This window comes from Falsigemmobacter faecalis (genome assembly GCF_003863335.1).
Classification (GTDB): Bacteria; Pseudomonadota; Alphaproteobacteria; order Rhodobacterales; family Rhodobacteraceae; genus Wagnerdoeblera; species Wagnerdoeblera faecalis.
The window spans coordinates 22533-46806 of record NZ_RRAZ01000014.1 but is presented as its reverse complement, the minus strand read 5'-3'; the positions used below and the strand labels follow the sequence as shown (position 1 = coordinate 46806).

25 protein-coding genes are annotated in these 24274 nt (G+C 64.2%); 10 read left to right on the top strand and 15 right to left on the bottom strand.

The genetic code is table 11. The features are described from left to right. The first annotated feature begins 216 nt into the window (after window positions 1–216). The 3 genes from purL to EG244_RS10955 all read left to right on the top strand — a co-directional run bounded on the left by purL (window position 217) and on the right by EG244_RS10955 (window position 3711). Window positions 217–2379, top strand: a complete 2163-nt coding sequence (gene purL, locus EG244_RS10965; protein ID WP_124965037.1) for a phosphoribosylformylglycinamidine synthase subunit PurL — start codon at window positions 217–219, stop codon at window positions 2377–2379. 62 nt (window positions 2380–2441) lie between these two features. Continuing rightward, window positions 2442–2912 carry an aminoacyl-tRNA deacylase gene (locus tag EG244_RS10960; protein WP_124965036.1) on the top strand — a complete coding sequence of 157 codons (471 nt, stop codon included), beginning with the start codon at window positions 2442–2444 and terminating at the stop codon, window positions 2910–2912. Between the two features lie 46 nt (window positions 2913–2958). Continuing rightward, window positions 2959–3711 carry an NYN domain-containing protein gene (locus tag EG244_RS10955; RefSeq protein ID WP_124965035.1) on the top strand — a complete coding sequence of 251 codons (753 nt, stop codon included), beginning with the start codon at window positions 2959–2961 and terminating at the stop codon, window positions 3709–3711. A gap of 15 nt (window positions 3712–3726) precedes the next feature. Here the strand turns inward: EG244_RS10955 and EG244_RS10950 are convergent, their stop codons facing one another. Together EG244_RS10950 and EG244_RS10945 are read right to left on the bottom strand one after the other, a co-directional pair. Further along, on the bottom strand, window positions 3727–4224 hold the full coding sequence (locus EG244_RS10950) for a peptidoglycan-binding domain-containing protein (protein WP_124965034.1): 498 nt from the start codon (window positions 4222–4224) through the stop codon (window positions 3727–3729). 179 nt (window positions 4225–4403) lie between these two features. Next, window positions 4404–5882: an NAD-dependent succinate-semialdehyde dehydrogenase gene (locus tag EG244_RS10945; RefSeq protein WP_124965033.1), complete on the bottom strand. Its 1479-nt coding sequence runs from the start codon at window positions 5880–5882 to the stop codon at window positions 4404–4406. Between the two features lie 72 nt (window positions 5883–5954). Here EG244_RS10945 and EG244_RS10940 point away from each other — a divergent pair, with 72 nt between their 5' ends. Next, window positions 5955–6746, top strand: a complete 792-nt coding sequence (locus tag EG244_RS10940) for an alpha/beta hydrolase (RefSeq protein ID WP_124965032.1) — start codon at window positions 5955–5957, stop codon at window positions 6744–6746. Window positions 6747–6753: 7 nt separating this feature from the next. Here EG244_RS10940 and EG244_RS10935 read toward each other — a convergent pair whose 3' ends face one another. From EG244_RS10935 to EG244_RS10925, 3 genes are all read right to left on the bottom strand, one after another. After that, window positions 6754–7740 (bottom strand): P1 family peptidase, encoded by a 987-nt coding sequence (locus tag EG244_RS10935; protein ID WP_124965031.1) that lies wholly within the window; start codon window positions 7738–7740, stop codon window positions 6754–6756. 105 nt (window positions 7741–7845) lie between these two features. Beyond that, window positions 7846–9150 carry a crotonyl-CoA carboxylase/reductase gene (ccrA, locus tag EG244_RS10930; RefSeq protein WP_124965030.1) on the bottom strand — a complete coding sequence of 435 codons (1305 nt, stop codon included), beginning with the start codon at window positions 9148–9150 and terminating at the stop codon, window positions 7846–7848. A gap of 159 nt (window positions 9151–9309) precedes the next feature. Continuing rightward, the gene (locus EG244_RS10925) at window positions 9310–10668 is read right to left on the bottom strand and encodes a 1-acyl-sn-glycerol-3-phosphate acyltransferase (RefSeq protein ID WP_124965029.1); all 1359 of its coding nucleotides are present in this window, start codon (window positions 10666–10668) and stop codon (window positions 9310–9312) included. Window positions 10669–10891: 223 nt separating this feature from the next. On the opposite strand from EG244_RS10925, the gene EG244_RS10920 reads away from it, so the two are divergent. Continuing rightward, entirely contained in the window at window positions 10892–12838 is a 1947-nt protein-coding gene (locus EG244_RS10920) for a methylmalonyl-CoA mutase family protein (protein WP_124965028.1), read from the top strand. A gap of 70 nt (window positions 12839–12908) precedes the next feature. Here EG244_RS10920 and EG244_RS10915 read toward each other — a convergent pair whose 3' ends face one another. Continuing rightward, entirely contained in the window at window positions 12909–13385 is a 477-nt protein-coding gene (locus EG244_RS10915; RefSeq protein ID WP_158617291.1) for an RES family NAD+ phosphorylase, read from the bottom strand. Further along, window positions 13372–14310 (bottom strand): thioredoxin-disulfide reductase, encoded by a 939-nt coding sequence (gene trxB, locus EG244_RS10910; RefSeq protein WP_124965026.1) that lies wholly within the window; start codon window positions 14308–14310, stop codon window positions 13372–13374. The genes EG244_RS10915 and trxB overlap by 14 nt, the downstream gene beginning before the upstream one ends. A 185-nt stretch (window positions 14311–14495) precedes the next feature. Here trxB and EG244_RS10905 point away from each other — a divergent pair, with 185 nt between their 5' ends. Then, window positions 14496–14996: an Lrp/AsnC family transcriptional regulator gene (locus tag EG244_RS10905; RefSeq protein WP_124965025.1), complete on the top strand. Its 501-nt coding sequence runs from the start codon at window positions 14496–14498 to the stop codon at window positions 14994–14996. Between the two features lie 58 nt (window positions 14997–15054). Here EG244_RS10905 and pgeF read toward each other — a convergent pair whose 3' ends face one another. From pgeF to lgt, 3 genes are read right to left on the bottom strand one after another with little or no spacing between them, the layout of a single operon-like run. Further along, a complete protein-coding gene (pgeF, locus tag EG244_RS10900; RefSeq protein ID WP_124965024.1) occupies window positions 15055–15822 on the bottom strand; it encodes a peptidoglycan editing factor PgeF in 768 nt (255 codons plus the stop codon). After that, window positions 15819–16892: a class I SAM-dependent methyltransferase gene (locus EG244_RS10895; protein WP_124965023.1), complete on the bottom strand. Its 1074-nt coding sequence runs from the start codon at window positions 16890–16892 to the stop codon at window positions 15819–15821. The genes pgeF and EG244_RS10895 overlap by 4 nt, the downstream gene beginning before the upstream one ends. Next, the gene (gene lgt / locus EG244_RS10890) at window positions 16889–17755 is read right to left on the bottom strand and encodes a prolipoprotein diacylglyceryl transferase (protein WP_124965022.1); all 867 of its coding nucleotides are present in this window, start codon (window positions 17753–17755) and stop codon (window positions 16889–16891) included. Before lgt ends, EG244_RS10895 begins: the two co-directional genes overlap by 4 nt. 111 nt (window positions 17756–17866) lie before the next feature. Here lgt and EG244_RS10885 point away from each other — a divergent pair, with 111 nt between their 5' ends. Together EG244_RS10885 and EG244_RS10880 are read left to right on the top strand one after the other, a co-directional pair. After that, entirely contained in the window at window positions 17867–18121 is a 255-nt protein-coding gene (locus tag EG244_RS10885) for an accessory factor UbiK family protein (protein WP_124965021.1), read from the top strand. Next, complete coding sequence (locus tag EG244_RS10880) at window positions 18108–18593, top strand: GAF domain-containing protein (protein ID WP_124965020.1); 486 nt, start codon at window positions 18108–18110, stop codon at window positions 18591–18593. The genes EG244_RS10885 and EG244_RS10880 overlap by 14 nt, the downstream gene beginning before the upstream one ends. Before the next feature lie 173 nt (window positions 18594–18766). On the opposite strand, the gene rplT is transcribed toward EG244_RS10880, so the two are convergent. The 3 genes from rplT to pyk form a co-directional block, all read right to left on the bottom strand. Further along, a complete protein-coding gene (gene rplT, locus EG244_RS10875; protein ID WP_124965019.1) occupies window positions 18767–19126 on the bottom strand; it encodes a 50S ribosomal protein L20 in 360 nt (119 codons plus the stop codon). A gap of 12 nt (window positions 19127–19138) precedes the next feature. Then, a complete protein-coding gene (rpmI, locus tag EG244_RS10870; RefSeq protein WP_124965018.1) occupies window positions 19139–19339 on the bottom strand; it encodes a 50S ribosomal protein L35 in 201 nt (66 codons plus the stop codon). A 160-nt stretch (window positions 19340–19499) separates the two neighbouring features. Next, a complete protein-coding gene (gene pyk, locus EG244_RS10865; protein ID WP_124965017.1) occupies window positions 19500–20942 on the bottom strand; it encodes a pyruvate kinase in 1443 nt (480 codons plus the stop codon). 162 nt (window positions 20943–21104) lie between these two features. Here pyk and EG244_RS10860 point away from each other — a divergent pair, with 162 nt between their 5' ends. Beyond that, entirely contained in the window at window positions 21105–21857 is a 753-nt protein-coding gene (locus tag EG244_RS10860; protein WP_124965016.1) for an N-formylglutamate amidohydrolase, read from the top strand. A 12-nt stretch (window positions 21858–21869) separates the two neighbouring features. Then, a complete protein-coding gene (locus tag EG244_RS10855) occupies window positions 21870–22187 on the top strand; it encodes a DUF1244 domain-containing protein (protein WP_124965015.1) in 318 nt (105 codons plus the stop codon). Window positions 22188–22326: 139 nt separating this feature from the next. On the opposite strand, the gene EG244_RS10850 is transcribed toward EG244_RS10855, so the two are convergent. Next, on the bottom strand, window positions 22327–23187 hold the full coding sequence (locus tag EG244_RS10850) for a D-amino-acid transaminase (RefSeq protein ID WP_124965014.1): 861 nt from the start codon (window positions 23185–23187) through the stop codon (window positions 22327–22329). 22 nt (window positions 23188–23209) lie between these two features. After that, entirely contained in the window at window positions 23210–24175 is a 966-nt protein-coding gene (dgcA, locus tag EG244_RS10845) for an N-acetyl-D-Glu racemase DgcA (protein WP_124965013.1), read from the bottom strand. Between the last annotated feature and the right edge of the window lie 99 nt (window positions 24176–24274).

Here is a 24274-nt window from a genome sequence, read left to right as displayed (position 1 = left end):
CGATGACGGGTCACCTTTGTCCGACCAGCGTCCTCACGGGGTCGTGCGCGCGGTCTGGGGAATTCTTGGCAGAAAGCGACTGGCAGTTGCAGGCTGCAGGCCATGCGGGACAATGGCTGTTGCGCCGAAAGCCGAATTACGAATGATCCCCTGTTCGGGGCTTTCCTTCGCGACACGCGCGGCCTAAAAGCGCGGCAAATTCCTTTGGGGGCCGCCATGACCGATCCGCAGATCACGCCTGACCTCATCGCCTCGCACGGCCTCAAGCCGGAGGAGTATCAGCGCATCCTGGAAATCATCGGCCGTGAACCCACTTTCACGGAGCTGGGGATCTTCTCGGCGATGTGGAACGAGCACTGCTCTTATAAGTCGTCGAAGAAATGGCTGCGCACCCTGCCGACCACCGGCCCGCAGGTCATCTGCGGCCCCGGCGAGAACGCCGGTGTGGTCGATATCGGCGATGGTCAGGCCGTTATCTTCAAGATGGAAAGCCACAACCACCCCTCCTACATCGAGCCCCATCAGGGTGCGGCGACCGGCGTGGGCGGCATTCTGCGCGATGTCTTCACCATGGGCGCGCGCCCGATCGCAGCGATGAACGCGCTGTCGTTTGGTGAGCCTTCGCACCACAAAACCGCGCAACTCGTGCAGGGTGTGGTGGAAGGCGTCGGCGCTTATGGCAACGCCTTTGGTGTCCCGACTGTGGGCGGTGAAGTGCGCTTCCACAAAAGCTACAACGGCAACTGCCTTGTGAATGCTTTCGCGGCGGGTCTGGCTGAGACCGACAGCATCTTCTACTCCGCCGCTTCGGGCGTGGGCATGCCGGTGGTTTACCTTGGCGCCAAGACCGGCCGTGACGGCGTGGGCGGTGCGACCATGGCTTCGGCGGAATTCGATGACACCATCGAAGAGAAGCGCCCCACCGTTCAGGTTGGCGACCCCTTCACCGAAAAGCGCCTGCTGGAAGCCTGCCTTGAGCTGATGGCCTCGGGCGCGGTGATCTCGATCCAGGACATGGGTGCGGCGGGTCTGACCTGCTCGGCCGTGGAGATGGGCGATAAGGGCGGTCTGGGCATCAAACTGCAGCTTAACCATGTGCCGCAGCGTGAGCGCAATATGACCGCTTACGAGATGATGCTCTCGGAAAGCCAGGAGCGCATGCTCATGGTTCTCAAGCCCGAGATGGAAGATGAGGCCCGCGCGATCTTCGTGAAATGGGATCTCGATTTCGCCATCGTCGGTGAGACCATCCCGGAAGACCGCTTCCTGATCCTGCACGGCGATGAGGTGAAAGCCGATCTGCCGCTGTCGAAGCTGTCCTCCTCGGCACCGGAATACGACCGTCCCTGGGTGGAAACCCCGAAGGCCGCTCCGGTGGGTGAGATCCCGGCTGCCGATCCGATCGATGCGCTGAAAGCGCTGATCGGCTCGCCGTCCTATGCGCATAAAGCCTGGGTCTGGGAGCAATATGACAGCCAGGTGGGTGCAGATACCCTCGTGACCCCCGGCCTTCCGGCCGGTGTGGTGCGTGTGCATGGCACCGAAAAGGCGCTGGCCTTCACCTCGGATGTGACCCCGCGCTATGTCAAAGCGAACCCGGTTGAGGGTGGCAAACAGGCCGTGGCCGAAGCCTACCGCAACCTGACCGCCATGGGCGCGCTGCCGCTGGCGACCACCGACAACATGAACTTCGGCAACCCCGAGAAGCCGGAAATCATGGGCCAGTTCGTCGGCGCGATTAAGGGGATCGGCGAAGCCTGTATCGCTCTTGATATGCCGATCGTCTCGGGCAACGTCTCGCTTTACAATGAGACCGACGGCCAGCCGATCCTGCCGACCCCGACCATTGGTGCCGTGGGCATCCTGAAATCGCTTGATGAGCTGATTGCAGGCCGCGCGGAAGCTGGCGATCTGGCCGTGGTCATCGGTGAGACCAAAGGCCATCTGGGTCAATCGGCCCTGCTGGCAGAGATGTTCAACCGCGAAGAGGGCGATGCCCCGGCGGTTGATCTGGCCGCCGAGAAGAAAAACGGCGAGTTCCTGCGCGCAAACCGCGCGCTGGTGCGCTGCGCTTCGGATCTCTCGGACGGTGGTCTGGCGCTGGCCGGTTTTGAGATGGCCGAAGGCGCGGGCCTCGGTCTGACCCTTGAGGCCGGCGATCTCGCCACCCTCTTTGGCGAAGATCAGGCGCGCTATCTGGTGGCCGTGGATGCAGCCGCGATTGCAGAGCTTGAGCTGGCGGCGAAAGCTGCGGGTGTCAGCCTGACCCGCGCTGGCCGCTTTGGCGGTGAGGCTGTGACGCTGGGTGGCTCGTCCGCTTCGGTCGCGGATCTCTCGAAGCTCTACCGCTCGGCCTTCAAGGCTGGCGTCGGCGTCTGAAGCCTGACAGATTTCAAAGGGCCGGCGGCAACGCCGGCCCTTTTTCGTTGCGAAGGTGTCCAATGACCTCGACCCCCGGTCTGAAATTTCTGGAAAAACAGGGCGTTGCGGTGACGCTTCATCCCTATGACTATGATCCGTCGGCCGATGCCGTGGGCCTGCAGGCGGCAGAAGCGCTTGGGACCGACCCTGGCCTGACGCTGAAGACGCTGATGGTGGAGGTGGATGGCAGGCCCGCCTGTGTCGTGCTGCCCTCAGACCGGCAGTTGTCGATGAAGAAGGTGGCGGCGGCCTTTGGCGGCAAATCGGCGGCCATGATGCTGCCTGCGAAGGCTGAAAAGCTGACCGGCTACCGGGTGGGGGGGATCTCGCCTTTCGGGCAGAAAAAGCAGGTCGCCACCGTGATGGAGGAAAGCCCGCTTGCGGCCCCGAAGGTCTGGATCAACGCGGGCGCGCGCGGGTTGTTGCTGGGAATTGCGCCACAGGAGGCGCTTCGGGTGCTGGGTGCTAAGGCGGCTTCTGTCCTCGCGTGATTTCGGGCACAATGGCGCCAAGGCCCCCGAGAGAAGGAAAGAACAAATGCCAGATACCCGCGCTCCGCGCCTTTGCGTGCTGATCGACGCAGACAACGTCCCCGCCCATTATGCCGATGTTCTTTTTGAAGAAATCGCCTCGCTGGGCGAAGCCTCGGTGCGGCGCATCTATGGCGACTGGTCGGCGCAGCGCCTGAACCGCTGGGCCGAGCGGGTGAATACCCTGGGCCTGGTGGCCGATCAGCAGTTCTCCAATACCAAGGGCAAGAACGCCTCGGATATCGGTCTGGTGATTGCGGCGATGGACTTCCTGCACTCCGGGCTTTTTGACGGCTTTGTGCTGGTCTCCTCGGACAGCGATTTCACCCGGCTTGCCGCACGGATCCGCGAGCAGGGCCTTGATGTCTATGGCATCGGCGAAAAGAAAACGCCCGAGGCCTTCCGCATGGCCTGTAAGCGCTTCATCTATCTGGAAAACCTGACCCCTGACGACAAGCCTGACCTGCCGCCGCGCAGGGCCTCGGCTGCCGTGAAAACGGAAGAAGAGCCGCGCAGCGCCCAGGGCAAGCTGCCGCCCGCCCAGGCCGTGCCGCTGATTACCGCTGCCATGTGGGCAATCGATCCCGAGGGTGAGTGGTATTCGCTGGGTCAGATCGGACAGTTCATCACCCAGGCGAATCCGGATTTCGACACCCGCACCTATGGCTCGGCCAAACTCTCGGATCTGATGCGCGGGCTGCCGCGTTTTGAGGTGCGCCCGGGTCCTCAGGGGCAGTTGCAGGCGCGCGACATTACCTGACGCGCGCCGCAGGCATCAGCGCAGCAGCGCCTGCAGCAGCATGAGCGTCGCTTCCATGCTGCCCATGCCCATGCCGCCGTTGTTGTTGTTCCAGGCGTTCATGCCGTTCCAGGTGCCCGGACCCCAGGCCCCGTCAATCGGGCCGCGGTAATAGCCCTGCTGTGCCAGCTGGCGCTGAACGCGGTAACGGTCCTCGCGGCTCATCCGGTAGAAGGCATCGCGCGGGTGACGCTGCTGCCAGCCGTGGTTCGGGGCCGGCACCGGGACGGGCACATAGCGCACTTCCGGACGGCCCCGGTCGCGCTGAACGTGGCGGGGCCTGTGGTCATGGCGGGCATGAGCTTTGCCCTTGCCGGTGTGGTGGCGTTTGGCATGGCCGGGCGGGCCATGGTGGCGCTGCTCCCAGCGGCGCTCATCGCGGGGGCCGGCTTCGGCCATGGGTGCCAGCGTGCCCAGCGACAGTGCGGCGGCCAGCAGCACAGCGCAGGTCTTGTTGAATAGCGTGACGGACATCGAAATCCCTCCGTTGCCTGTCCCCGAAGTGGGGACACAGAGATGCAACGGTTTAACCCGCAGCTTCCGTCGGTGTTCCTGACCCGGGCCCGGATGCCGCGCAGAAATCCGCAAAGCGGCGGAGTGCGGACCGGCAAAGAGATGCCGGTTCACGATGTTTTCAGGCAAAATCCTGCCGTTCAGACCGAAAGGCAGATGTATTTCATCTCCAGGAAATCCTCGATCCCGTGGTGAGAGCCTTCGCGGCCCAGCCCCGATTGCTTCACCCCGCCGAAAGGCGCCACTTCCGTAGAGATGATCCCGGTATTCACGCCGATAATGCCATATTCCAGCGCCTCCTGGACCCGGGTGATCCGGCCGATATCGCGGGCATAGAAGTAGGAAGCCAGGCCATAGATCGTGGCATTGGCGTAAGTGATCGCCTGCTCCTCGGTTTCAAACTTAAAGAGCGGCGCGAGGGGGCCAAAGGTCTCTTCCGTGGCGACAGCCATCTCCTGGGTGACGCCGGTCACGATGGTCGGCTCAAAGAAACTGCCGCCCCTGGCGTGGCGCTGGCCGCCAAGGATCACTTTGCCGCCCCTGGAGACGGCATCGGCGATATGCTCTTCGACCTTGCTCACGGCATCGGCATTGATGAGGGGGCCGAAGTCGACCGTCTCGCTCAGCCCGTCGCCGATGCGCATCTTTGCCACCGCAGTTTTCAGCTTTTCGGCGAAGGCGTCATAGACCCCGGCCTGGACATAGATCCGGTTGGCGCAGACGCAGGTCTGGCCGTTGTTGCGGTATTTCGACATCAGCGCGCCCTGAACGGCGGCATCAAGATCGGCGTCGTCAAAGACGATGAAGGGCGCATTGCCGCCCAGCTCCATCGAGCATTTCAGCACCTGATCCGCCGCCTGGCGCAGCAGGATGCGCCCGACTTCCGTCGATCCGGTGAAGGTCAGTTTGCGCACCGAGGGGTTCTCGCAGAACTCTTTGCCGATCTCGCTGGAGCGTTTGGAGGTGACGATGTTGAACAGCCCGCCCGGGATCCCTGCGCGCTCGGCCAGAACCGCGATGGCGAGGGCTGAGAGCGGCGTCTCGGCGGCCGGGCGGCCGACAAAACCGCAGCCGGCGGCCAGGGCGGGGCCGCATTTGCGGGTGATCATCGCATTGGGGAAGTTCCAGGGTGTGATGGCTGCCACCACGCCGATGGGCTGCTTCAGAACGGTGATGCGCTTGTCGGGCTGATGGCCGGGGATGGTCTCGCCGTAGATGCGTTTGCCCTCTTCGGCGAACCATTCGATGAAGCTGGCGCCATAAGCGATCTCGCCCTTGGCCTCGGCCAGGGGCTTGCCCATTTCGGCGGTCAGAATGGCCCCCAGATCGTCCTGGTTCTCCATCATCAGTTCATACCAACGGCGCAAAATCTGCGCGCGCTCTTTGGCGGTGCGCTTCTGCCAGCCTTTTTGTGCGGCCTCGGCGGCGGTGATGGCGGCGCGGACCTCCTCGCGGCTCAGGTCGGCGACCTCACAGATGACATCGCCGCGGGCCGGGTTCAGGACCGCAAAGGTCTTTCCATCCGCTGCAGATACCCATTTTCCGCCCAGATAGGCGCGGGTTTCCAGCAGGGTGGGGTCCTTCAGCAGGGACTTCAGATCAGTTGCAGTATCGCGCATGGCAGGCCTCCCAATTCTTTGGGCGGCATGCAAGCATGGCCGCCTTGCGCCGTCCAGCTAAAGGAATGGGAAATGGACCTCGATCGAATTTACGCCAACGGAGACGTCATTCCGGGCGGTGCGGATTATCCGGCCCGCTGGGCGGCAGAGGCCGGGGCCTTTCGCGCGGCCATGGGCCCCCGGGCGCGGCTCGATCTGCCCTATGGAGAGGGGGCGCGGCAGCGCTTTGACCTCTTTTTGCCTGAGGGCACGCCGAAGGGGCTGATGGTCTTTGTGCATGGCGGCTGGTGGCTGGCCTTTGACAAAAGCACCTGGTCGCATCTGGCGGCGGGGGCGGTGGCGCGGGGCTGGGCGGTGGCGATGCCCTCCTACACTCTGGCCCCGGAGGCACGGATCAGCGCGATCACCCGCGAGATTGCCGCCGCCGTGGTCGCTGCCGCCGCCGAGGTGGCGGGGCCGATCATGGTCACCGGGCATTCCGCGGGCGGTCATCTGAGTGCGCGGATGGCCTGCGCCGATGTTCCCCTGACCGCCGGGGTCGCGGCGCGGATCACCCGGGTGGTGCCGATCTCACCGCTGGCGGAGCTGGAACTGCTGATGCCGCTGGCCTCCAACCAGAAGCTGCAGATCGACACCGAAGAGGCCCGCCGCGAAAGCCCGACGCAGCATCTTCCCCGCGCCGGGATCGCCCTGCATGTCACCGTTGGCGCCGATGAACGGGCGGCCTTCATCTTCCACGCCCGCCATCTCGCAGAGGAATGGGCCTGCCCCTGGAGCCTGGTCCCCGCCACGCATCACTTCAATGTGCTGGACGGGCTGACCAGGGCGGAGGATCCGCTGACCAGGCTGGTGCTGGGGGAGTAACCCCCCCTCAGCCGTGGCGGCTGCGGTAGCAGGGCTGGCGGTCCCCCGGTTCGGGGGTCGCCTCATAGACCGCGCGGGCGATGGCGCGGGCCAGGACTGTGGCTGCGGCATGGCCTAAGGTGAAGGGATCGGCCATCGGATCGGGCAGGGGCTTTGCGCCGGTGGAGACGGCAAAGACCAGATCGCCGTCAAAGGGGGTGTGGCTCGGCACAATGGCGCGGGCCATGCCGTCATGCGCTGCGGTGGCGAGGCGCTGGCACTGCGCCTGGGTGAGGGCAGCATCGGTGGCGATAATGGCGATGGTCGTGGCCTCACCCTGCTGCTTGCCGGGGCGGGGCTCTTCCGCGGCATAGGCCTGCGCCACCCCTTTGCTGCCGAATTCGCCCGCCTGCTCAAAGGGGGCGGCCCAGAAATGCGGCCCGCCGTCCACCGTGACAGAGCCCAGCGGATTGACCACCACCAGCGCGCCCACCGTGATCCCGTTCGACAATACCAGCGAGGCCGAGCCCAGGCCGCCTTTCCAGTTTTTCGTCGTAGCCCCGGTGCCCGCGCCTGCGGTGCCGATGGCAAAATCCTCAGCCGCCGCCCCGGTCGCCGCTTTGCCAAGCGCGAAATAGGGCGAGGTGATCCAGGTCTTATCGCCGCCATTGGCCAGATCAAAGATGATCGCCCCCGGCACGATCGGCACCCGCAGCCCGGCCACTTCAAAGCCGCGCCCCAGATCGCGCAGCGCCTCCATCACGCCGCCCGCCGCATCCAGACCAAAGGCCGAGCCGCCCGAGAGGCAGATCGCCTCGACCTGCTGGACCAGTTTGTCGGGGGCGAGAAGCTCAGTCTCGCGCGTGCCGGGGGCGCCGCCCATGACATGCACGGCGGCCGTCATCGGCTGATCGCCGATCAACACCGTGGTGCCGGTTTTGATCCGGGCGTCGGTGGCATTGCCGACCTTTATCCCCGGCACATCGGTGATGAGATTGCGTGGTCCCGGTTTCATGCTGCCCCCCTCAGTTTCCAGCAGTGAACCCCGCAGGCTGCTGGCTTGCAACGAAAAAGGGCGGCTCCCTGGGGAGACCGCCCATACTGCCGGGGAGGCAGGAACTTATTTGCCGGGATGCGCCGCGCGGCTGGCTTCGAGCGTATCCTCAAAGGTGCGCAGACCGGTATGCGGGGCCTGGACCAGCACCGCCATATTGCCCGGCTTGTGCTTATTGGCGCGCATCAGGGCATGCGCCTCGGGGATCTGCTCCCAGGGGAAGACCTCTGACATGCAGGGGTCGATCCGGCGCTCAATCATCAGCTTATTGGCGGCGGCGGCCTGCTTCAGGTGCGCGAAGTGGCTGCCCTGCAGACGCTTTTGATGCATCCACATGTAGCGCACGTCGAAGGTGCAGTTGAAACCGCTGGTGCCCGCGCAGATCACCACCATGCCGCCCTTTTTGCACACGAGCGATGAGACCGGGAAGGTCGCCTCGCCCGGATGCTCAAAGACCATGTCAACGCTGACGCCTTTGCCGGTGATGTCCCAGATCGCCTTGCCGAACTTGCGGGCCTCTTTCAGCCAGTCGTTATATTCGGGGCTGTTGACCGTGGGCAGTTGCCCCCAGCATTTGAATTCATTGCGGTTAATCACGCCCTTGGCGCCCAGACCCATGACAAACTCACGTTTGCTCTCATCTGAGATCACGCCGATCGCATTGGCACCGGCGGTATTGATGAGCTGGATCGCAAAGGAGCCGAGGCCGCCCGAGGCCCCCCAGACCAGAACGTTCTGACCGGGCTTCAGATCATGGGGCTCATGGCCGAAAAGCATGCGGTAAGCGGTGGCCAGGGTCAGCGTATAGCAGGCCGCTTCCTCCCAGCTCAGATGCTTCGGGCGCGGCATCAGCTGCTGGGCCTGAACGCGGGTGAACTGCGCAAAAGAGCCGTCGGGCGTCTCATAGCCCCAGATCCGCTGCGAGGCCGAGAACATCGGGTCGCCGCCGTTGCATTCCTCGTCGTCGCCATCGTCCTGGTTGCAATGCACCACGACTTCATCGCCGACTTTCCAGCGCTTCACCTTATCGCCGACCGCCCAGACGATGCCCGCCGCATCCGAGCCTGCCACGTGGAAGGGCTGTTTGTGACCATCAAAGGGCGAGACCGGCACGCCAAGCGCGGCCCAGACGCCGTTGTAGTTCACACCCGCCGCCATCACGAGGACCAGCACTTCATTGCTGTCGAGTTTCCAGGTGTCGACCACTTCGACCTGCATGGCGGTCTCGGGCTCGCCATGGCGCTCTTTGCGGATCGACCAGGCATACATCTTTGCCGGAACATGACCGAGAGGCGGCATCTCGCCGACCTCATAGAGGTCTTTGACGGGGGCGTCATAGGGGACGATTGCGGTATTCGTATCCAGGGCCACGGCGCTCTCCTCAGGTCCGTTCAGCAATGCGATGCCGCACCGCAGAATCGGGTGGGCCTTCACTGGATACAAATGGCCGCGCAACAAAGCAACAAGATTTGCAGTGCTCACGAAATAATGTGACGCAACGAAATATTGTTACCCGATAATCGCCTGCGATTATCGGGGCTCCCCAAGGATCTGCCAAACCGGAGCGGCGTAATAGTCCAGAAGACCGGCTTTGACTGCCAGAAAGCCTTCGGGCCGCTCTTCCAGAATTCTGCGTTGCAGCAGACGGGTCAAGCCCTCCTCAAGGATGACCTCAGGGGCGGCATCGGGCAGCACCAGACGGGTGCCGCGCGCCTCAAGCCGCGCGCGCAACTCGGCCATCCGCGCCGGAAGAGCCGCCCGGGTCATCCCGCCCCCGGTCAATGCCGCCGCAACCAGCGGCACCGGCGTGACGGGCAGGGCATCGCCGACCCGCGCCATCAGCACCCGGCCAAGGTCTTCCGGCGTCAGATCCGGCTCATCGCGCAGCAGGCCTTCAAGGGGCAGCGGCTCGCCATAGCGCACCGCCGCCTGGCCAAAGCCGTCCCATTTGCCCCAGAGCCTGCGCCAGAACATCCGCGCGACATAGATCATGATGCCGCCCAGACCGGCCCGAAAGCGCCGCTCTCCGGTCTCGCCCGCGCGCACCAGCAGGCGGTCTTCCAGCACGCGGTCGTAATTCAGCCCCACCGGCACAAAGACCACCGGACGCCCGCCCGCTTTGGCGGCGCCAAGGATATAGCTCAAAAGGCCCAGCCTTGCGGGGGCGGTGCGCCCATCCAGGCTGAGGCGGCCTTCGGGGAAAATCGCCTGGGCCACGCCCTCCTGGGTGGCGGTCTGGACATAGCGCTCCAGCACCTTGCGATAGAGCGGGTTCAGGCTTTTGCGCCGGATGAAATAGGCCCCCATGGCCCGGATCAGCCCCGACAGCGGCCAGACCCGCGCCCATTCGCCCACCGCATAAGACAGCGTCATCTGGCTGGAGGCGACCCAGGTCAGCAGCACGTAATCCATATTCGAGCGGTGGTTCATCACGAAGATCACCGTCGAATCCTGCGGGATATGCTGCAAAGCCGATTCGTCGCGTGCGGAGACATCGACGCGGTACATCAGCAGCGACAGCCATTTCGCGATCCGCCCCGCCACGTTGAAATAGGTCCGCGCGGAAAAGGCGGGCACGATTTCGCGGGCATAGCGGCGCGCGCGTTCAAAGGCGACGTTGCGCGGCAGGCCGGTGTCGCGGGCGTGCTGCAGAACCGCGCTCAGAACCTGGGGGTCATAGGACAGCTGCTGAATAAGATCGTGCCGCTCCAGCAGCTTAAAGGGCTCAATCGGGCGTTTGAGCCGCAGGTTCAGCCGCGAGACCAGCCGCTCCATGCGGCGGCGCACGAACCAGCGCACCGAGGGAAACAGGAAATGCGAGGCAAAGGTGACCGAGGCAAAGCCTAAGATCAGCACCAGAGCCCAGACCGGCAGTTCAACGGTTCCCATGGTGCCTCCGCTCAGGCCATCGCAGTAAAAAGCTGTCAGATAAGGGTGAACGCTTTCTTTGACCACGGCAAAGGCCCTTATTTTGCTGCGACAAAGGCGGGTCCGGCGGGGTTTTGTGACGTAACGGGAAATTGCCGCAGCGCAGAAAAATCACACTTGCTGAATGTTTCCTGACCTGCAATCAATGCGAAAGATTCTTGCGTGTCGGATTTCGGAGGGGATGATGACCCGGACAGAGAAACCCTGGCTTTTCCGCACCTATGCCGGGCATTCCACGGCCATGGCCTCAAATGCGCTGTATCGCACCAATCTGTCCAAAGGGCAGACGGGGCTTTCGGTGGCTTTCGATCTGCCGACGCAGACGGGCTATGACAGCGATCATGTGCTCTCGCGCGGCGAAGTCGGGAAAGTGGGCGTTCCGGTTTGCCATCTTGGCGACATGCGGATGCTGTTTGACCAGATCCCGCTGGAGCAGATGAACACCTCGATGACCATCAATGCCACCGCGCCCTGGTTGCTGGCGCTTTATGTGGCGGTGGCGGAAGAGCAGGGGGCGGATGTCTCGCGGCTGCAGGGCACGGTGCAGAACGATCTGGTGAAGGAATATCTGTCGCGCGGCACCTATATCTGCCCGCCCAAGCCCAGCCTTCGGATGATTACCGATGTCGCTGCCTGGACGCGGGAGCATCTGCCGAAGTGGAACCCGATGAACGTCTGCTCCTACCATCTGCAGGAAGCAGGTGCGACGCCCGAGCAGGAGCTGGCCTTCGCGCTGGCGACCGCGATTGCGGTGCTCGATGATCTGAAGGCCAAGGTCCCGGCGGAGAACTTCCCCGAGATGGTGGGGCGGATCTCCTTCTTCGTGAACGCGGGCATCCGCTTTGTGACCGAGATGTGCAAGATGCGCGCCTTTGTGGCGCTGTGGGATGAGATCTGCGAGACGCGCTATGGCGTGACGGATCCGAAATTCCGCCGCTTCCGCTATGGCGTGCAGGTGAACTCGCTGGGGCTGACCGAGCCGCAGCCGGAAAACAACGTCTACCGTATCCTGCTGGAAATGCTGGCCGTTACGCTGTCGAAAGACGCCCGCGCCCGCGCGGTGCAGCTTCCGGCCTGGAATGAGGCGCTTGGCCTGCCGCGGCCCTGGGACCAGCAATGGTCGCTCCGGATGCAGCAGATCCTGGCCTATGAGACCGATCTTCTGGAATATGACGACCTCTTTGAGGGCAACCCCGCCGTGGAGCGCAAGGTCGCCGCTCTGATGGAGGGCGCGCGGGCAGAGCTGGCGCAGATCGACGCCATGGGCGGCGCGATTGAGGCGATCCCTTACATGAAGGGCCGCCTGGTCGAGGCCAATGCCGAGCGCATCGCCCGGATTGAGCAGGGTGAGACCGTGGTGGTGGGCGTGAACCGCTTCACCACCACCGAGCCCTCGCCCCTGACCACCGGCGAAGGCGCCATCATGGTGGCCGATCCTGAGGCAGAGGCCGATCAGCTTGCGCGCCTGAAATCCTGGCGTGCGGCCCGCGATGAGGGGGCGGTTCGCACAGCGCTTGATCGTCTGCGCGCCGATGCGGCTTCGGGCGTCAATATCATGCCCGCCTCGATCGCCGCCGCCAAAGCCGGGGCGACCACCGGCGAATGGGGTGAAGCCGTCCGCGCCGTCTTTGGTCTTTATCGCGGCCCGACCGGGGTCTCCAAGGCGATCTCCAACCGCACCGAGGGGCTGGAGCCGATCCGCGAGGCGGTGGATGCCGTCTCTGCCCGTCTGGGGCGGCGGCTGAAGTTCCTGGTCGGCAAGCCCGGCCTTGATGGCCATTCCAACGGCGCGGAACAGATCGCAGCCCGCGCCCGCGACTGCGGCATGGACATCACCTATGAGGGGATCCGCCTGACCCCCGCCGAGATCGTGGCCGCCGCCGAGGCTGAGGGCGCGCATGTCGTGGGCCTGTCGATCCTCTCGGGCAGCCATCTGCCGCTGATCGCGGAGGTGATGGAGCGGATGAAGGCGGCGGGTCTGTTGGATCTGCCCCTGGTGGTCGGCGGGATCATCCCCGAAGACGACGCCGAGGCCCTGCGCGCCATGGGCGTCGCCCGGGTCTATACGCCGAAGGATTTTGAGCTGAACCGCATCATGATGGATATCGTCGGCCTGCTCGACGCCGCCTGAGCGTGGCGGATCTGACATCGGGGGGCGTGTCCTGACGGGGCGCGCCCCTTTTTATTGGGGGGCGGGCAGGTCAGGGCGGCTCAGTTGAAATCAGCGTAAGGCGCTCATCTTCTGAAGTAAAAACCACCAGATGCCAGAGATGCGGCGCATTGCGCACGGTCCAGATCAGCCCGTCACAGCCCGCCGCGCGCGCCGCGTCTGAGGCCCGCCAGGAGCTTGCCGGGCGACCTGCGATGCGCTCACTCCGCCAGGGGCGGCTGGCCTCACTGCCGGTGAGACCCAGGGCCTGACAGACATCTGCATGGCGCAGATCGGCCAGGCGGTGCAGACGCACGAGATAGCTTTGCAGATGCAGATCCGCGCCCCCCGCTTTGCGGGCCGTCGCGCGCCCTGCGGCCTGAGGCGAGGGTGAGAGATAGATCGCCTGCTGGCCGGAGTGGTGAAACCGCCCCTCCGGTGAAGGCGCGGGGCTGAGGGGATCAGCCCCTTTGGGCAGCGCGCGCCACAGACGCGCGCTGAAAGGTATAAAGGGCTCAGTGGCCGGCAAGGAAACGCTCGGCATCAAGAGCGGCCATGCAGCCCATGCCCGCCGAAGTGATCGCCTGACGATAGACGTGATCGGTCAGATCGCCCGCCGCAAAGACGCCCGGGATCGAGGTGCGGGTGGTGCCCGGCTCAACCTTTACATAGCCGCCGTTGTGCAGCTCCAGCTGGTCCTTCACCAGCTCAGAGGCCGGGCTGTGACCGATGGCCACGAAGAAGCCGTCGCAGGCAATCTCCGAGGTCTCGCCGGTCTGTGCGTGCTTCACCCGCAGCCCGGTGACGCCCAGCGGCGCCTCGGTGCCCAGAACCTCATCCACCTCATGGTTCCAGAGCACTTCGACTTTGGGGTGGTTGAAAAGCCGCTCCTGGAGGATCTTTTCCGCCCGCAGGCTGTCGCGGCGGTGAATCAGCGTCACTTTGGACGCGAAATTCGTCAGGAACAGCGCCTCTTCAACGGCGGTATTGCCGCCGCCGATCACGGCCACCGGCTTGTCGCGATAGAAGAAACCGTCACAGGTGGCACAGGCGGATACGCCAAAGCCCTTGAACTTCTCTTCCGTGGGCAGGCCCAGCCAGCGCGCCTGAGCGCCGGTCGCAAGGATCACCGCATCGGCGGTATAGGTGGTGCCGCTGTCGCCCAGGGCGGTAAAGGGACGGCTGCCGAGTTTCAGTTCGGTGATGGTGTCAAAGAGGATCTCGGCACCCATTTCCTGGGCGTGCTCTTCCATGCGGACCATCAGATCCGGGCCCTGAACGGTTTTATCGCCCGGCCAGTTCTCAACTTCGGTGGTGATGGTCAGCTGGCCGCCGGGCTGGATGCCCTGCACCAGGATCGGCGAGAGCATGGCGCGGCTGGCATAGACTGCAGCCGTATAGCCTGCCGGGCCGGAGCCGATGATCAGAACTTTGGTATGCCGGGTCTCGCTCATGGACAGAGTGCCTCTTTGACTGTGCTTTGGCTTTGATATAGGCGGGTCGCTTCTTCGCCGCCAGAGGGGGGGGCGGTGATCCCATTGTGAGTTGCCCGTGTCAAATCCGGGCGGTTTTACGAAACAATATTGCGCGGAGCCGGGCGAATGAATAAGTTCCCGTCCAGTTCCCAGGAGGCTGATGAATGGCAGGCGCGAAACTCGACCCGATTGACCGGCATATTCTGGCCGAGCTGCAGGCGGACGGGCGGATGACGAACGTAGAGCTGGCAAAGCGTGTGGGTATTTCGGCCCCGCCCTGCCTGCGGCGTGTGCGCACACTGGAAGAGCAGGGCTATATCCGCGGCTATCACGCCGAGATTGACAGCCGTGAACTGGGCTTCGAGGTGCAGGTCTTTGCTATGGTGCGGCTCAACAGCCAGGCGGAAAGCGATCTGACGGCCTTTGAAGAGCGCTGCCGCTCGTGGCCGCTGGTACGTGAGTGCCATATGCTTAACGGCGAGATCGATTTCATCCTGAAATGCGTGGCGCCGGATCTGTCGTCCTTCCAGAGCTTCCTGACCGGTGAGCTGCTGAAGGCGGCGAATGTGGCCAATGTCAAAACGAGCCTGGTTATCCGTGGCTCGAAAGATGAGCCCGGCGTGCCCTTTGAGGTGCTGGAAGAGCGGATCGCGCGTCAGGCCTGAGGGGCTGCACGCAAATGTGAAAAAGCCCGGGGGTGCCCACCCCTGGGCTTTTCTTATGTCAAAGCCGGATGACCGAGATCAGCCGTCCGTAATCCGCCTCTTTGCGCTGTGTGGTGCGGCGGTAAGAGTAGAAACGCTCCTCATCCGACCAGGTGCACCAGCCGCCCCAGAGCGCCTCTCCGACGCCCGCCTCGCGCAGCTTCATCAGCCCGAATCCCGGCAGATCAAAGAGATAGCGATCGCCATTGCCTTGGGTGAAAAACCGCGCCCAGGCGGGGTTTTCGTCATAAAAGCGGGTGAAGAACTCCGGTCCCACTTCATAGGCGCGCTGGCTGATGCAGGGGCCGATCACCGCGGTGATCTCTTCGCGCTTTGCGCCAAGGCCCTCCATGGCGGTCACCGTGTTCTCCAGCACGCCGTCAATCGCGCCCTTCCAGCCCGCATGGGCCGCCCCGATCACCCCCGCTTTGCGATCGGCAAAGAGAACCGGCTGGCAATCGGCCGTCAGAATGCCAAGCGCCAGGCCAGGGGTCGCGGTGACCATGGCATCGGCGCGGGGCTTTTCCGCCAGCGGCGCGGTGATGACGGCGACATCGGGCGAATGCACCTGATGCAGCGTGACCAGATGGTCCGGGCCGACCCCCATGGCCTCAGCGACACGGGCGCGGTTGATCTCCACCATCTCCGCCATATCGCTGGAGCCAGGGCCGCAGTTCAGCCCGGCAAAGATCCCCGAAGAGGCGCCGCCTTTGCGGGTGAAAAAGCCGTGCTGCACGGGGCGCAGGTCGGGCGAGGTCAGGATTTCGAGGGTCGCTGTAGGGGTCACGGTATAAATCCGGCAGGGCAGGGAGCGGTTTGCGGCAAAAGGGCGAGCGCCTGAAAGAGCGTCCCCATTTCCGCCGCATCGGTCAAGCGGCGCGTGGCCGCCAGGTGGCTTGCGAGCTTCTCCCCGCTGAGAGCCTGGGCCAGCCGCGCCGCGCGGGCCTCAATCCCAAGCGCGCGCAGCAGATCGCCCTGGGGCAGGGGTCCCCAGGGGCGCAGCCCGGCGTCACGAGCGGCAAGGGCCAGGGGCTCAAAATCGACATGGGCGGTCAGATCCGCCTGACCCGGCGTCTCAAAAAGCCCGGCATAGCCATGGGCCTTCATCGCCTGAACGGTATCCCCGCGCGAGCGCCAGTTGCCATAATCGATGATCAGCGCCGCGCCGCCGTGACGCGCGATGCGCCCCGCAATTTCCCCCGTCAAAGGGGCGGCCGCCGGGCAGATCTCCACCACATCGCCGGGGTTTGTATCCGCCAGCCGATGGGCCAGCGCAGGAACCCCGCGCGGTGCCCCGCGCCCCGGCGCCAGCGCCCCATCCTGCAGCAGCACCATGGTCTCAGACCAGCCCTCAGCTGCACGGGTGAACTGCCGCACCGGCAGAGCATCAAAGAACTCATTGGCGACAAAGTATAAAGGCGCCTCCGGCACCTCCTGCAGGCTTTCAGCCCAGGTCACCTCCCAGCCGCGAAGCGCTTCTCTTTGCACCTGTCGCAGCCGCGGAGAGGCCTCGATCAGATGCACCGCGATCGCCTGATGAAACCCCGGAACCCCACGGGTGGCGCGCAGAATATCCGCCATCAGCGTGCCGCGCCCGGGGCCCGCCTCTGCCAGAGTGATCCGCGACGGCGCACCCTGGTCCATCCAGCACTGCGCCAGCCAAAGGCCCAGCAGCTCGCCAAACATCTGACTGATCTCAGGGGCGGTAATGAAATCGCCCCCCCGCCCGAAAGGCTCGGCTCCGGTGTAATAGCCATGCCCGGGGTGCAGCAGGCATTCGGCCATATAATCCGACAGCCGCATCGGCCCGCCCGCCGCAATGCGGGTCTTCAGCAGCGCAGCAAGCGGCGTGCTCATGCCGCCCGTTTCCGCGCGCTCAGGATGAAATAAAGCCCCGCGACTATCATCGGCAGCGACAAAAGCTGCCCCATGGACATGCCCGCAAAAACCGCACCGCGCAGGTTCTCTTCACTGATGAACTGCGCATCGGCCTCCCGGAAGAACTCCACAAAAAAGCGCGACGCCCCATATCCGGCCAGAAACACCCCAAGCGCACGCCCCGAATGCTGCAGCCAGCCGCGGCGGTAAATCCCCCACAAAAGCACGGCTCCCAGCAAAAGCCCCTCAAGCGCCGCCTCATAAAGCTGCGAAGGATGGCGCGCACAGATCCCGCTCACCCCAAAGCAGTCCTGACCCGCCCCCGGAAAGGCCACACCCCAGGGCATGGTCGTCGGCCGCCCCCAAAGCTCGGCATTGATGAAATTGGCAATCCGCCCGAAGAAAAGCCCCACCGGCGCGGCCAAAGCCAGCGCATCAGCGATCTGCAAAGGCCGCACGCCCTGCCGCGCCGCCCAGGCCCAGGCCGCCACCACCACGCCCAGGAACCCACCATGAAAGGACATACCGCCCTGCCAGATTTTCAGGATCTCACCGGGGTGCGCGAAATAATACCCCGGCTGGTAAAACAGCACAAAGCCCAGCCGCCCGCCAAGGATCACCCCGACGATGATCCAGCTGAGCAGATCCTCAATCTTCCCCGGCTCCGCCGGCGCCACCCCACCCCAAAGCGGGGGCCGCTTCATCAAGCCAATGATCATGCGCCATCCGATCAGCAGCCCGGCGATATAGGCCAGCGCATACCAGCGCAGCGAAAAGCTGAAGCCGCCCAGCGTCAGTGTAAAAATTTCGGGCGAAATCTGCGGAAAGGGGATGTAATCCATGGCACCTCGCTGTGTCACAGGCGTTGTCGGGTCAGCCTCCGGGCTTGTCAACCTTGCACCCGGCCCCCTGCCGCGCCATATCCTTCACAAGATCGCAACGGAGGCGCTTCCATGCAGACCCAGAATAAATTCTTCGACGACCTGTCGCGGCTTGCCACCAATGCCATGGGCGTCGCTCATGGCGCGCGCACCGAGGCGGAAAACGCCGTCAAATCCCTGATGGACCGCTGGCTCGCCGACCGTGACCTCGTCACCCGCGAGGAGTTTGACGCTGTCCGCGCCATGGCCGCCAAAGCCCGCGAAGAAAACATCGCGCTCAAAGCCCGCCTCGATGCGCTGGAAGCAAAGCAAAATGCCGCTGAGTGAGCCTGCCTGCGACTACGCCGAACTCAGCAAAGCCATCGCCGCCCTGACCCATGGCGAAACCGATACGGTCTCCCTCATGGCGACGGTGGCCTGTGAGCTGCACCACAGCCATCAGCTCTCGGACTGGACGGGGTTCTACCGCGTCACCGCACCAGAGCTGCTGAAGATCGGCCCCTATCAGGGCGGTCATGGCTGCCTCGTGATCCCGTTTTCCCGCGGTGTCTGCGGCGCCGCCGCCCGCACGGGGGACGTGCAGCTGGTCCCGGATGTGGAGCTCTTCCCGGGCCATATCGCCTGCGCCTCCTCCACCCGCTCAGAGCTGGTGCTGCCGGTCCGGAACGGCACGGGCGCGCTTCTCGGCGTTCTGGATCTCGACAGCAATACCGAAGCGGCCTTCACCGATGAGGATGTCCGCGAATTAACCGCGATCCTCGCGGCTACTTTCCGCGATTGCCCCGCCCCCCTCGCCTGAGAGGCGGCCCCGGGCTTTGGCTTTTTCAAAATACTCCGGGGTCCGGGGCAGCGCCCCGGGGCCTGCCCCCCTCTCCGGAGCCCGGGCCATCAGGTCCCACAACCACCCAAAATCCCAAAAGAAAACGCCCGCAGATTGCTCTGCGGGCGCTTCTCATCTTAATTCACCTGAAATCAGGCAGCAGCTTTTGCCTGGCCAACGATGGCAGCGAAAGCTTCCGGTTCTGCGACTGCGAGGTCAGCCAGAACTTTACGGTCAACCGTGATACCGGCTTTCGCCAGCAGGTTGATGAATTTCGAATACGTCAGTTCAGCATCAACCAGACGCACAGCGGCGTTGATACGCTGGATCCACAGAGCGCGGAAGCTGCGCTTACGTGCTTTGCGGTCGCGGGTTGCGTATTGGTTGGCTTTATCGACAGCCTGGGTCGCGGTGCGGAAGTTACGCGAGCGGGCCGAGTAGTAGCCTTTCGCGGCCTTCAGCACTTTTTTGTGCGAGGCGTGAGTTACCTTGCCGGATTTAACGCGGGTCATCTCTGGCTCTCCTTAGCGGTTATACGGCATGTATTTCTTGACGATTTTCTCGTCCGCTGCGCACAGGATCATGGTCCCGGTCACATCGCGAATGAACTTCGTCGAGCGTTTGATCATGCCGTGGCGCTTGCCAGCCGGACCTGCTTTGACTTTGCCGGTCGCGGTGAACGTAAACCGCTTTTTGGCTGCGGATTTCGTTTTCATCTTGGGCATTTCCATCTCCTCTTTCGAGTGGTGAACGCGCGACTCGGCATGCCACACCGGCCGGCCGCGCAACGAGAGTGGACCCGATAGACCGGATCCTGATCTTTGACAAGCAGATAAGCACCCTGGCGCTGCTTTTCGCGCCAGGGTCAAATCCCGGGGCCCCGGGTCAGGCTTCCGAGCGGGTGATCAGCCGCTCATCGCAGGGCGCCACGCGCAGAATATTGGTGGTGCCCTGCACGTTGAAGGGCACCCCTGCGGTGACGACGATCTGATCGGAGACGGCGGCAAAGCCGTCTTCGCGCGCCGCTTTGGCGGCAGCCAGCACCGCGCCTTTAAAGCGCTCCTGCGGATCGACGATCACGCAATGCGCGCCCCAGGTCAGGCAAAGCTGGCGTGCGGTACGCGTGAGCGGCGTCAGCGCCAGGATCGGCACCCGCGGGCGTTCGCGCGCCACCAGGGCCGCGGTGGTACCACTTTGGGTAAAGCAGCAGATCGCGCGGATCTCGGTGGTTTCTGCGATTTCACGGGCTGCCGAGACGATGCCATCGGCCACGGTGCGACGCTGCACCTTGCGGCTGGCTTCAATGATCTCGCGGTAGGTGGGGTCGCCCTCTACCTCAATCGCCACATTGTTCATCGTGCGCACCGCCTCGACCGGATATTGCCCGGCGGCGGATTCCGCCGAGAGCATCACCGCATCCGCGCCCTCATAGATCGCGGTCGCCACGTCCGAGACTTCGGCCCGGGTCGGCATCGGGCTTTCGATCATCGATTCGAGCATCTGGGTCGCCACGATCACCGGCTTTGCCGCCGCGCGGGCCCCGCGCACCAGGCGCTTCTGGATCGGCGGCACGGCCTGGACCGGGCATTCGACGCCGAGATCCCCGCGTGCCACCATGATCCCGTCCGAGACGGCCAGAATGCTGTCATAGGCTTTGACGGCTGCGGGCTTTTCGATCTTCGACAGGATCGCCGCGCGGCCCTGGGTCAGCTCGCGGGCTTCAAGGACATCCTCGGGGCGCTGCACGAAGGAGAGTGCCAGCCAGTCGACGCCAAGCCGGCAGGCAAACTCCAGATCGCGGCGGTCTTTTTCCGACAAAGCGGCCAGCGGCAGCACCACATCGGGGACGTTCACGCCCTTGCGGTTGGAAATGGTGCCGCCCACGGTCACCGTGCAATCGGCGAAATCTGCGCCACAGGCCTCCACCCGCAGGCGGATCTTGCCGTCGTTGACCAGAAGCGCGGTCCCGGCCTCAAGGGCTGCGAAAATCTCGGGGTGGGGCAGCTGCACCCGGGTGTTGTCGCCCGGCTCTGCCGAGAGATCGAGGCGGAAGCTCTGGCCCTCTTCGAGATCCACGGCGGTATTGGCGAAAACGCCAACCCGGAGTTTCGGGCCCTGAAGATCCGCAAGGATCGCGATGGGGCGGCCGATTTCAGCCTCAACATCGCGGATATGACCGTGGAGTGCGGCGATTGTCTCATGGGTGCCATGGCTCATATTCAGGCGGAAGACATCGGCCCCGGCCTCCCACAGCGCGCGGATCGTCTCTTTGTCCGAGGACGCCGGGCCCAGGGTGGCGACGATTTTGATTTTGCGGTGCCGTCTCATCGGTCTTTCCTTGCCAGTACCTGTGCAACAGTTATGCCCTGCTTTGTGCAGGCTCACAACTCTGCGCCCTTTCACTATGACAGCTGTGCAACAGGGATATGACAGTGGCAGGGCGCTGATCTTTCGCTATAGATCATCGGGATTACCAATGGGTTTCAGGGCATGAGCGACGACATTCCGTTTCAGATCCTTGGCGCAGACCGGCCCGGACGCTGGCTGATCACCTGTGATCACGCCTCCAACCGGGTGCCGGAGTTCATCAATGGCGGCGATCTGGGGATCGCGGCGGCGGATATGAGCCGCCATATCGCCTGGGATCCGGGCGCGGCGGGGGTTTCGGTGGCCCTGGCAGAGGCGCTGAACAGCCCTTGTATCTTAAGCAATTTCTCGCGGCTGGTGATTGATCCGAACCGGGGCGCGGATGATCCGACCCTGGTGATGCGGTTTTATGACGGCACCATTATTCCCGCCAACCGCCATGCCGATGCGGCCGAGGTGGGGCGGCGGATGGCGGCGCTTTATCAGCCCTATCACGCGGCTTATGCGCGGCTGGCGGCGGCGCGGCGCGACCGGGTGATCTGCGCGGTCCACAGCTTTACGCCGCAGCTGCGCGGGCGGCCCAAAAGGCCCTGGCATATCGGGATTTTGCACAGCCATCTCGACAGCCGTCTGTCGCTGGCGCTGCTGGATCTGCTGCGCCGGGAGGCGGATCTGGTGACCGGGGATAATGAGCCCTATGATGGTCATCTGCCCGGCGATGCCATCGACCGGCACGCCCTGCGCCAGGGGCGGCACAACACGCTGATTGAGCTGCGCAATGATCTGATCGCTGACGCGGCAGCGCAGCGGACCTGGGGGCAGCGGCTGGCGCCCCTGCTGCAGGCGGCGCTGGCGCAGTGTGAGATGACTGAGTGAGAGGAGAGCCCGATGGCCGATCATGAGAGCCTGAAAACCGAGCTGGAGGCCGCAACCTTCCGCCGTCTGCTGCATCATCTGATGGAAGCGCGTCCGGATGTGCAGAACATCGATATGATGAATCTGGCGGGGTTTTGCCGGAACTGTCTGTCGCGCTGGTATCAGGAAGAGGCCGCAGAGCGCGGGCTGGAGCTGAGCAAAGACGGCGCACGGGAGATCGTCTATGGCATGCCCTTTGAGGACTGGCGCGCAGAGCATCAGGCGGAGGCCAGTGCAGAGCAGAAGGCGGCCTTTGAGGTGTCTTTTGCGCAGAATGTCGGCAAGGCCTGAGGGTTGAGGCCGACATGAAAAGACCCGCCCGTGCCGGAATGGCGGGGCGGGTCCTGTGTTGAGAGCGCCAGGGGCCTGTGCGGCCCCCGGACCCCCTGCAGAGTATTTGGAAAAAGCCAAAGACTGCGGGGGGATTGGCTCAGACGCCGGCTTTGAGCGATTCTTCGAGATAGACTTCGCGCAGGCGGGTGGCGATCGGGCCGGCTTTGCCGCTGCCGACCGGCTTGCCGTCGACTTCGATCACCGGGGTGACGAAGGCGCCTGCGGAGGTCGAGAAGGCCTCATCGGCGGCCTGGGCTTCTTCGATGGTGAAGGGGCGCTCTTCGATGTCCATCTGCAGATCGGCGGCCAGGCGCAGCACCGAGGCGCGGGTGATGCCGTGCAGCAGATCGGTGCTGAGGTTGCGGGTGATGATTTTACCGTTTTTGACGATATAGACGTTGTTCGAGGTGCCCTCGGTGACAAAGCCGTCCTCGACGAACCAGGCATCATCGACGCCTGCGTCTTTGGCGGCCATTTTCGACAGCGACGGCCAGAGGAGCTGCACGGTTTTGATGTCGCGGCGGTGCCAGCGCATTTCCGGGACCGAGATGACTTTCCAGCCCGCCCAGGCGGCCGGGTTTTCGGCCTGGCCGGGTTTGCTTTGGGTGAACATCACCACGGTGGGGGCAAGGCCTTCGCGGGCGAAGGCGAAGTCACGATCGCCGGGGTTGCCGCGGGTGACCTGCAGATAGATGCCGCCATCGGTCAGGTCGTTTTTCGCGGCGATGTCGCGGTGCAGCTGCAGCCATTCCGCGTCGCTGTGCGGGTTCGCCATGCCGAGTTCGGCGGTGGAGCGGGCGAGGCGGCGGCAGTGGCCCTCAAAGTCAATGAGCTTGCCCTGCATGACCGTGGTCACTTCATAGACCGCGTCACCCATGAGAAAGCCGCGGTCAAAGACCGAAACCTTCGCCTCCGCTTCCGGCAGCCATTCACCGTTGACATAGACGATACGGGACATTCGGATTTCCTCCGGCAAAGTCTCAGCCCCAGAGCGCGGGGGCTGCAGGATAAAGGATCGCGCCTTCGGTTTTCATGGGCGCAGCGCGGTCTTCTGCCAAGAGAAGCGGCGCGTCAAGATCAACGTAGGGTGCGTGTTGTGCGATCAGCATGGCGGGGGCCATGGCGAGCGAGGAGCCGACCATGCAGCCGACCATGATGCCGAAACCTGCGGCTTCGGCTTCGCGGCGCAGCGCGAGGGCCTCGGTCAGCCCGCCGGTTTTATCGAGCTTGATGTTCACGAGGTCATATTTGCCCTTCAGATGGGCAAGGCTGTGGCGGTCGTGGACGGATTCATCGGCGCAGACCGGCAGCGGGCGGGCGATTTCACCCAGCATGCCGTCTTCCGAGGCCGGGAGCGGCTGTTCGACCAGGGCCACACCGAGGCGCAGCAGATGCGGGGCGAGATCGGTATAGACCTCGGCGGTCCAGCCCTCATTGGCGTCGACGATGATGCGGGTGGCGGGGGCGCCGCGGCGCACGGCCTCAAGCCGGGGCATATCATCAGGGGTGCCGAGTTTGATCTTCAGAAGCGGCCGCCAGGCGTGTTTGCGGGCCTCTTCTTCCATGCGCTCAGGGGTGTCGAGCGAGAGGGTATAGGTGATTTCCGTGGGCTGCGGCTCGGAGACGCCGGCCAGTTTCCAGGCCGGAATGCCGGTCTTTTTGGCCTCCCAGTCCCAAAGGGCGCAGTCGACGGCATTGCGGGCCGCACCAGGTTTCAGCAGATCCTGCAGCGCTTCGCGGGTGATCTCTGCGGGCAGGGCGCGGATCTGGTCGGCGACCGAGGCGAGGCTTTCGCCGTAGCGGGCGTAGGGCACGCATTCGCCCCATCCGGTGGCACCATCGCGGCTGATTTCGACGCTCAGCACATGGGCATGGGTGCGCGAGCCGCGCGAGATCGTAAAAGCCTGGGCCAGTCGGAAGCTGTCCTGGTGAAGCGTGAGGGTCATAGCGGGGGTTCCGGGGGCAGAGAAAAGTGCCCGCATCCTGTCACGTGGCGTTACCCGGCGGAAGGGGCGGGCGGTGATGCTGCATCTGCAAAGTCATCC

Coding starts and splice junctions, on each gene's coding strand:
- dgcA (WP_124965013.1), bottom strand. CDS start 24,175: ATGACCCTCACGCTTCACCAGGACAGCTTCCGACTGGCCCAGGCTTTT.
- rpmI (WP_124965018.1), bottom strand. CDS start 19,339: ATGCCCAAGATGAAAACGAAATCCGCAGCCAAAAAGCGGTTTACGTTC.
- EG244_RS10885 (WP_124965021.1), top strand. CDS start 17,867: ATGCAGACCCAGAATAAATTCTTCGACGACCTGTCGCGGCTTGCCACC.
- EG244_RS10920 (WP_124965028.1), top strand. CDS start 10,892: ATGACCCGGACAGAGAAACCCTGGCTTTTCCGCACCTATGCCGGGCAT.
- EG244_RS10860 (WP_124965016.1), top strand. CDS start 21,105: ATGAGCGACGACATTCCGTTTCAGATCCTTGGCGCAGACCGGCCCGGA.
- EG244_RS10855 (WP_124965015.1), top strand. CDS start 21,870: ATGGCCGATCATGAGAGCCTGAAAACCGAGCTGGAGGCCGCAACCTTC.
- EG244_RS10950 (WP_124965034.1), bottom strand. CDS start 4,224: ATGTCCGTCACGCTATTCAACAAGACCTGCGCTGTGCTGCTGGCCGCC.
- EG244_RS10960 (WP_124965036.1), top strand. CDS start 2,442: ATGACCTCGACCCCCGGTCTGAAATTTCTGGAAAAACAGGGCGTTGCG.
- EG244_RS10955 (WP_124965035.1), top strand. CDS start 2,959: ATGCCAGATACCCGCGCTCCGCGCCTTTGCGTGCTGATCGACGCAGAC.
- EG244_RS10880 (WP_124965020.1), top strand. CDS start 18,108: ATGCCGCTGAGTGAGCCTGCCTGCGACTACGCCGAACTCAGCAAAGCC.
- pyk (WP_124965017.1), bottom strand. CDS start 20,942: ATGAGACGGCACCGCAAAATCAAAATCGTCGCCACCCTGGGCCCGGCG.
- purL (WP_124965037.1), top strand. CDS start 217: ATGACCGATCCGCAGATCACGCCTGACCTCATCGCCTCGCACGGCCTC.
- EG244_RS10945 (WP_124965033.1), bottom strand. CDS start 5,882: ATGCGCGATACTGCAACTGATCTGAAGTCCCTGCTGAAGGACCCCACC.
- EG244_RS10895 (WP_124965023.1), bottom strand. CDS start 16,892: ATGAGCACGCCGCTTGCTGCGCTGCTGAAGACCCGCATTGCGGCGGGC.
- EG244_RS10850 (WP_124965014.1), bottom strand. CDS start 23,187: ATGTCCCGTATCGTCTATGTCAACGGTGAATGGCTGCCGGAAGCGGAG.
- EG244_RS10940 (WP_124965032.1), top strand. CDS start 5,955: ATGGACCTCGATCGAATTTACGCCAACGGAGACGTCATTCCGGGCGGT.
- EG244_RS10905 (WP_124965025.1), top strand. CDS start 14,496: ATGGCAGGCGCGAAACTCGACCCGATTGACCGGCATATTCTGGCCGAG.
- rplT (WP_124965019.1), bottom strand. CDS start 19,126: ATGACCCGCGTTAAATCCGGCAAGGTAACTCACGCCTCGCACAAAAAA.
- EG244_RS10935 (WP_124965031.1), bottom strand. CDS start 7,740: ATGAAACCGGGACCACGCAATCTCATCACCGATGTGCCGGGGATAAAG.
- lgt (WP_124965022.1), bottom strand. CDS start 17,755: ATGGATTACATCCCCTTTCCGCAGATTTCGCCCGAAATTTTTACACTG.
- EG244_RS10925 (WP_124965029.1), bottom strand. CDS start 10,668: ATGGGAACCGTTGAACTGCCGGTCTGGGCTCTGGTGCTGATCTTAGGC.
- trxB (WP_124965026.1), bottom strand. CDS start 14,310: ATGAGCGAGACCCGGCATACCAAAGTTCTGATCATCGGCTCCGGCCCG.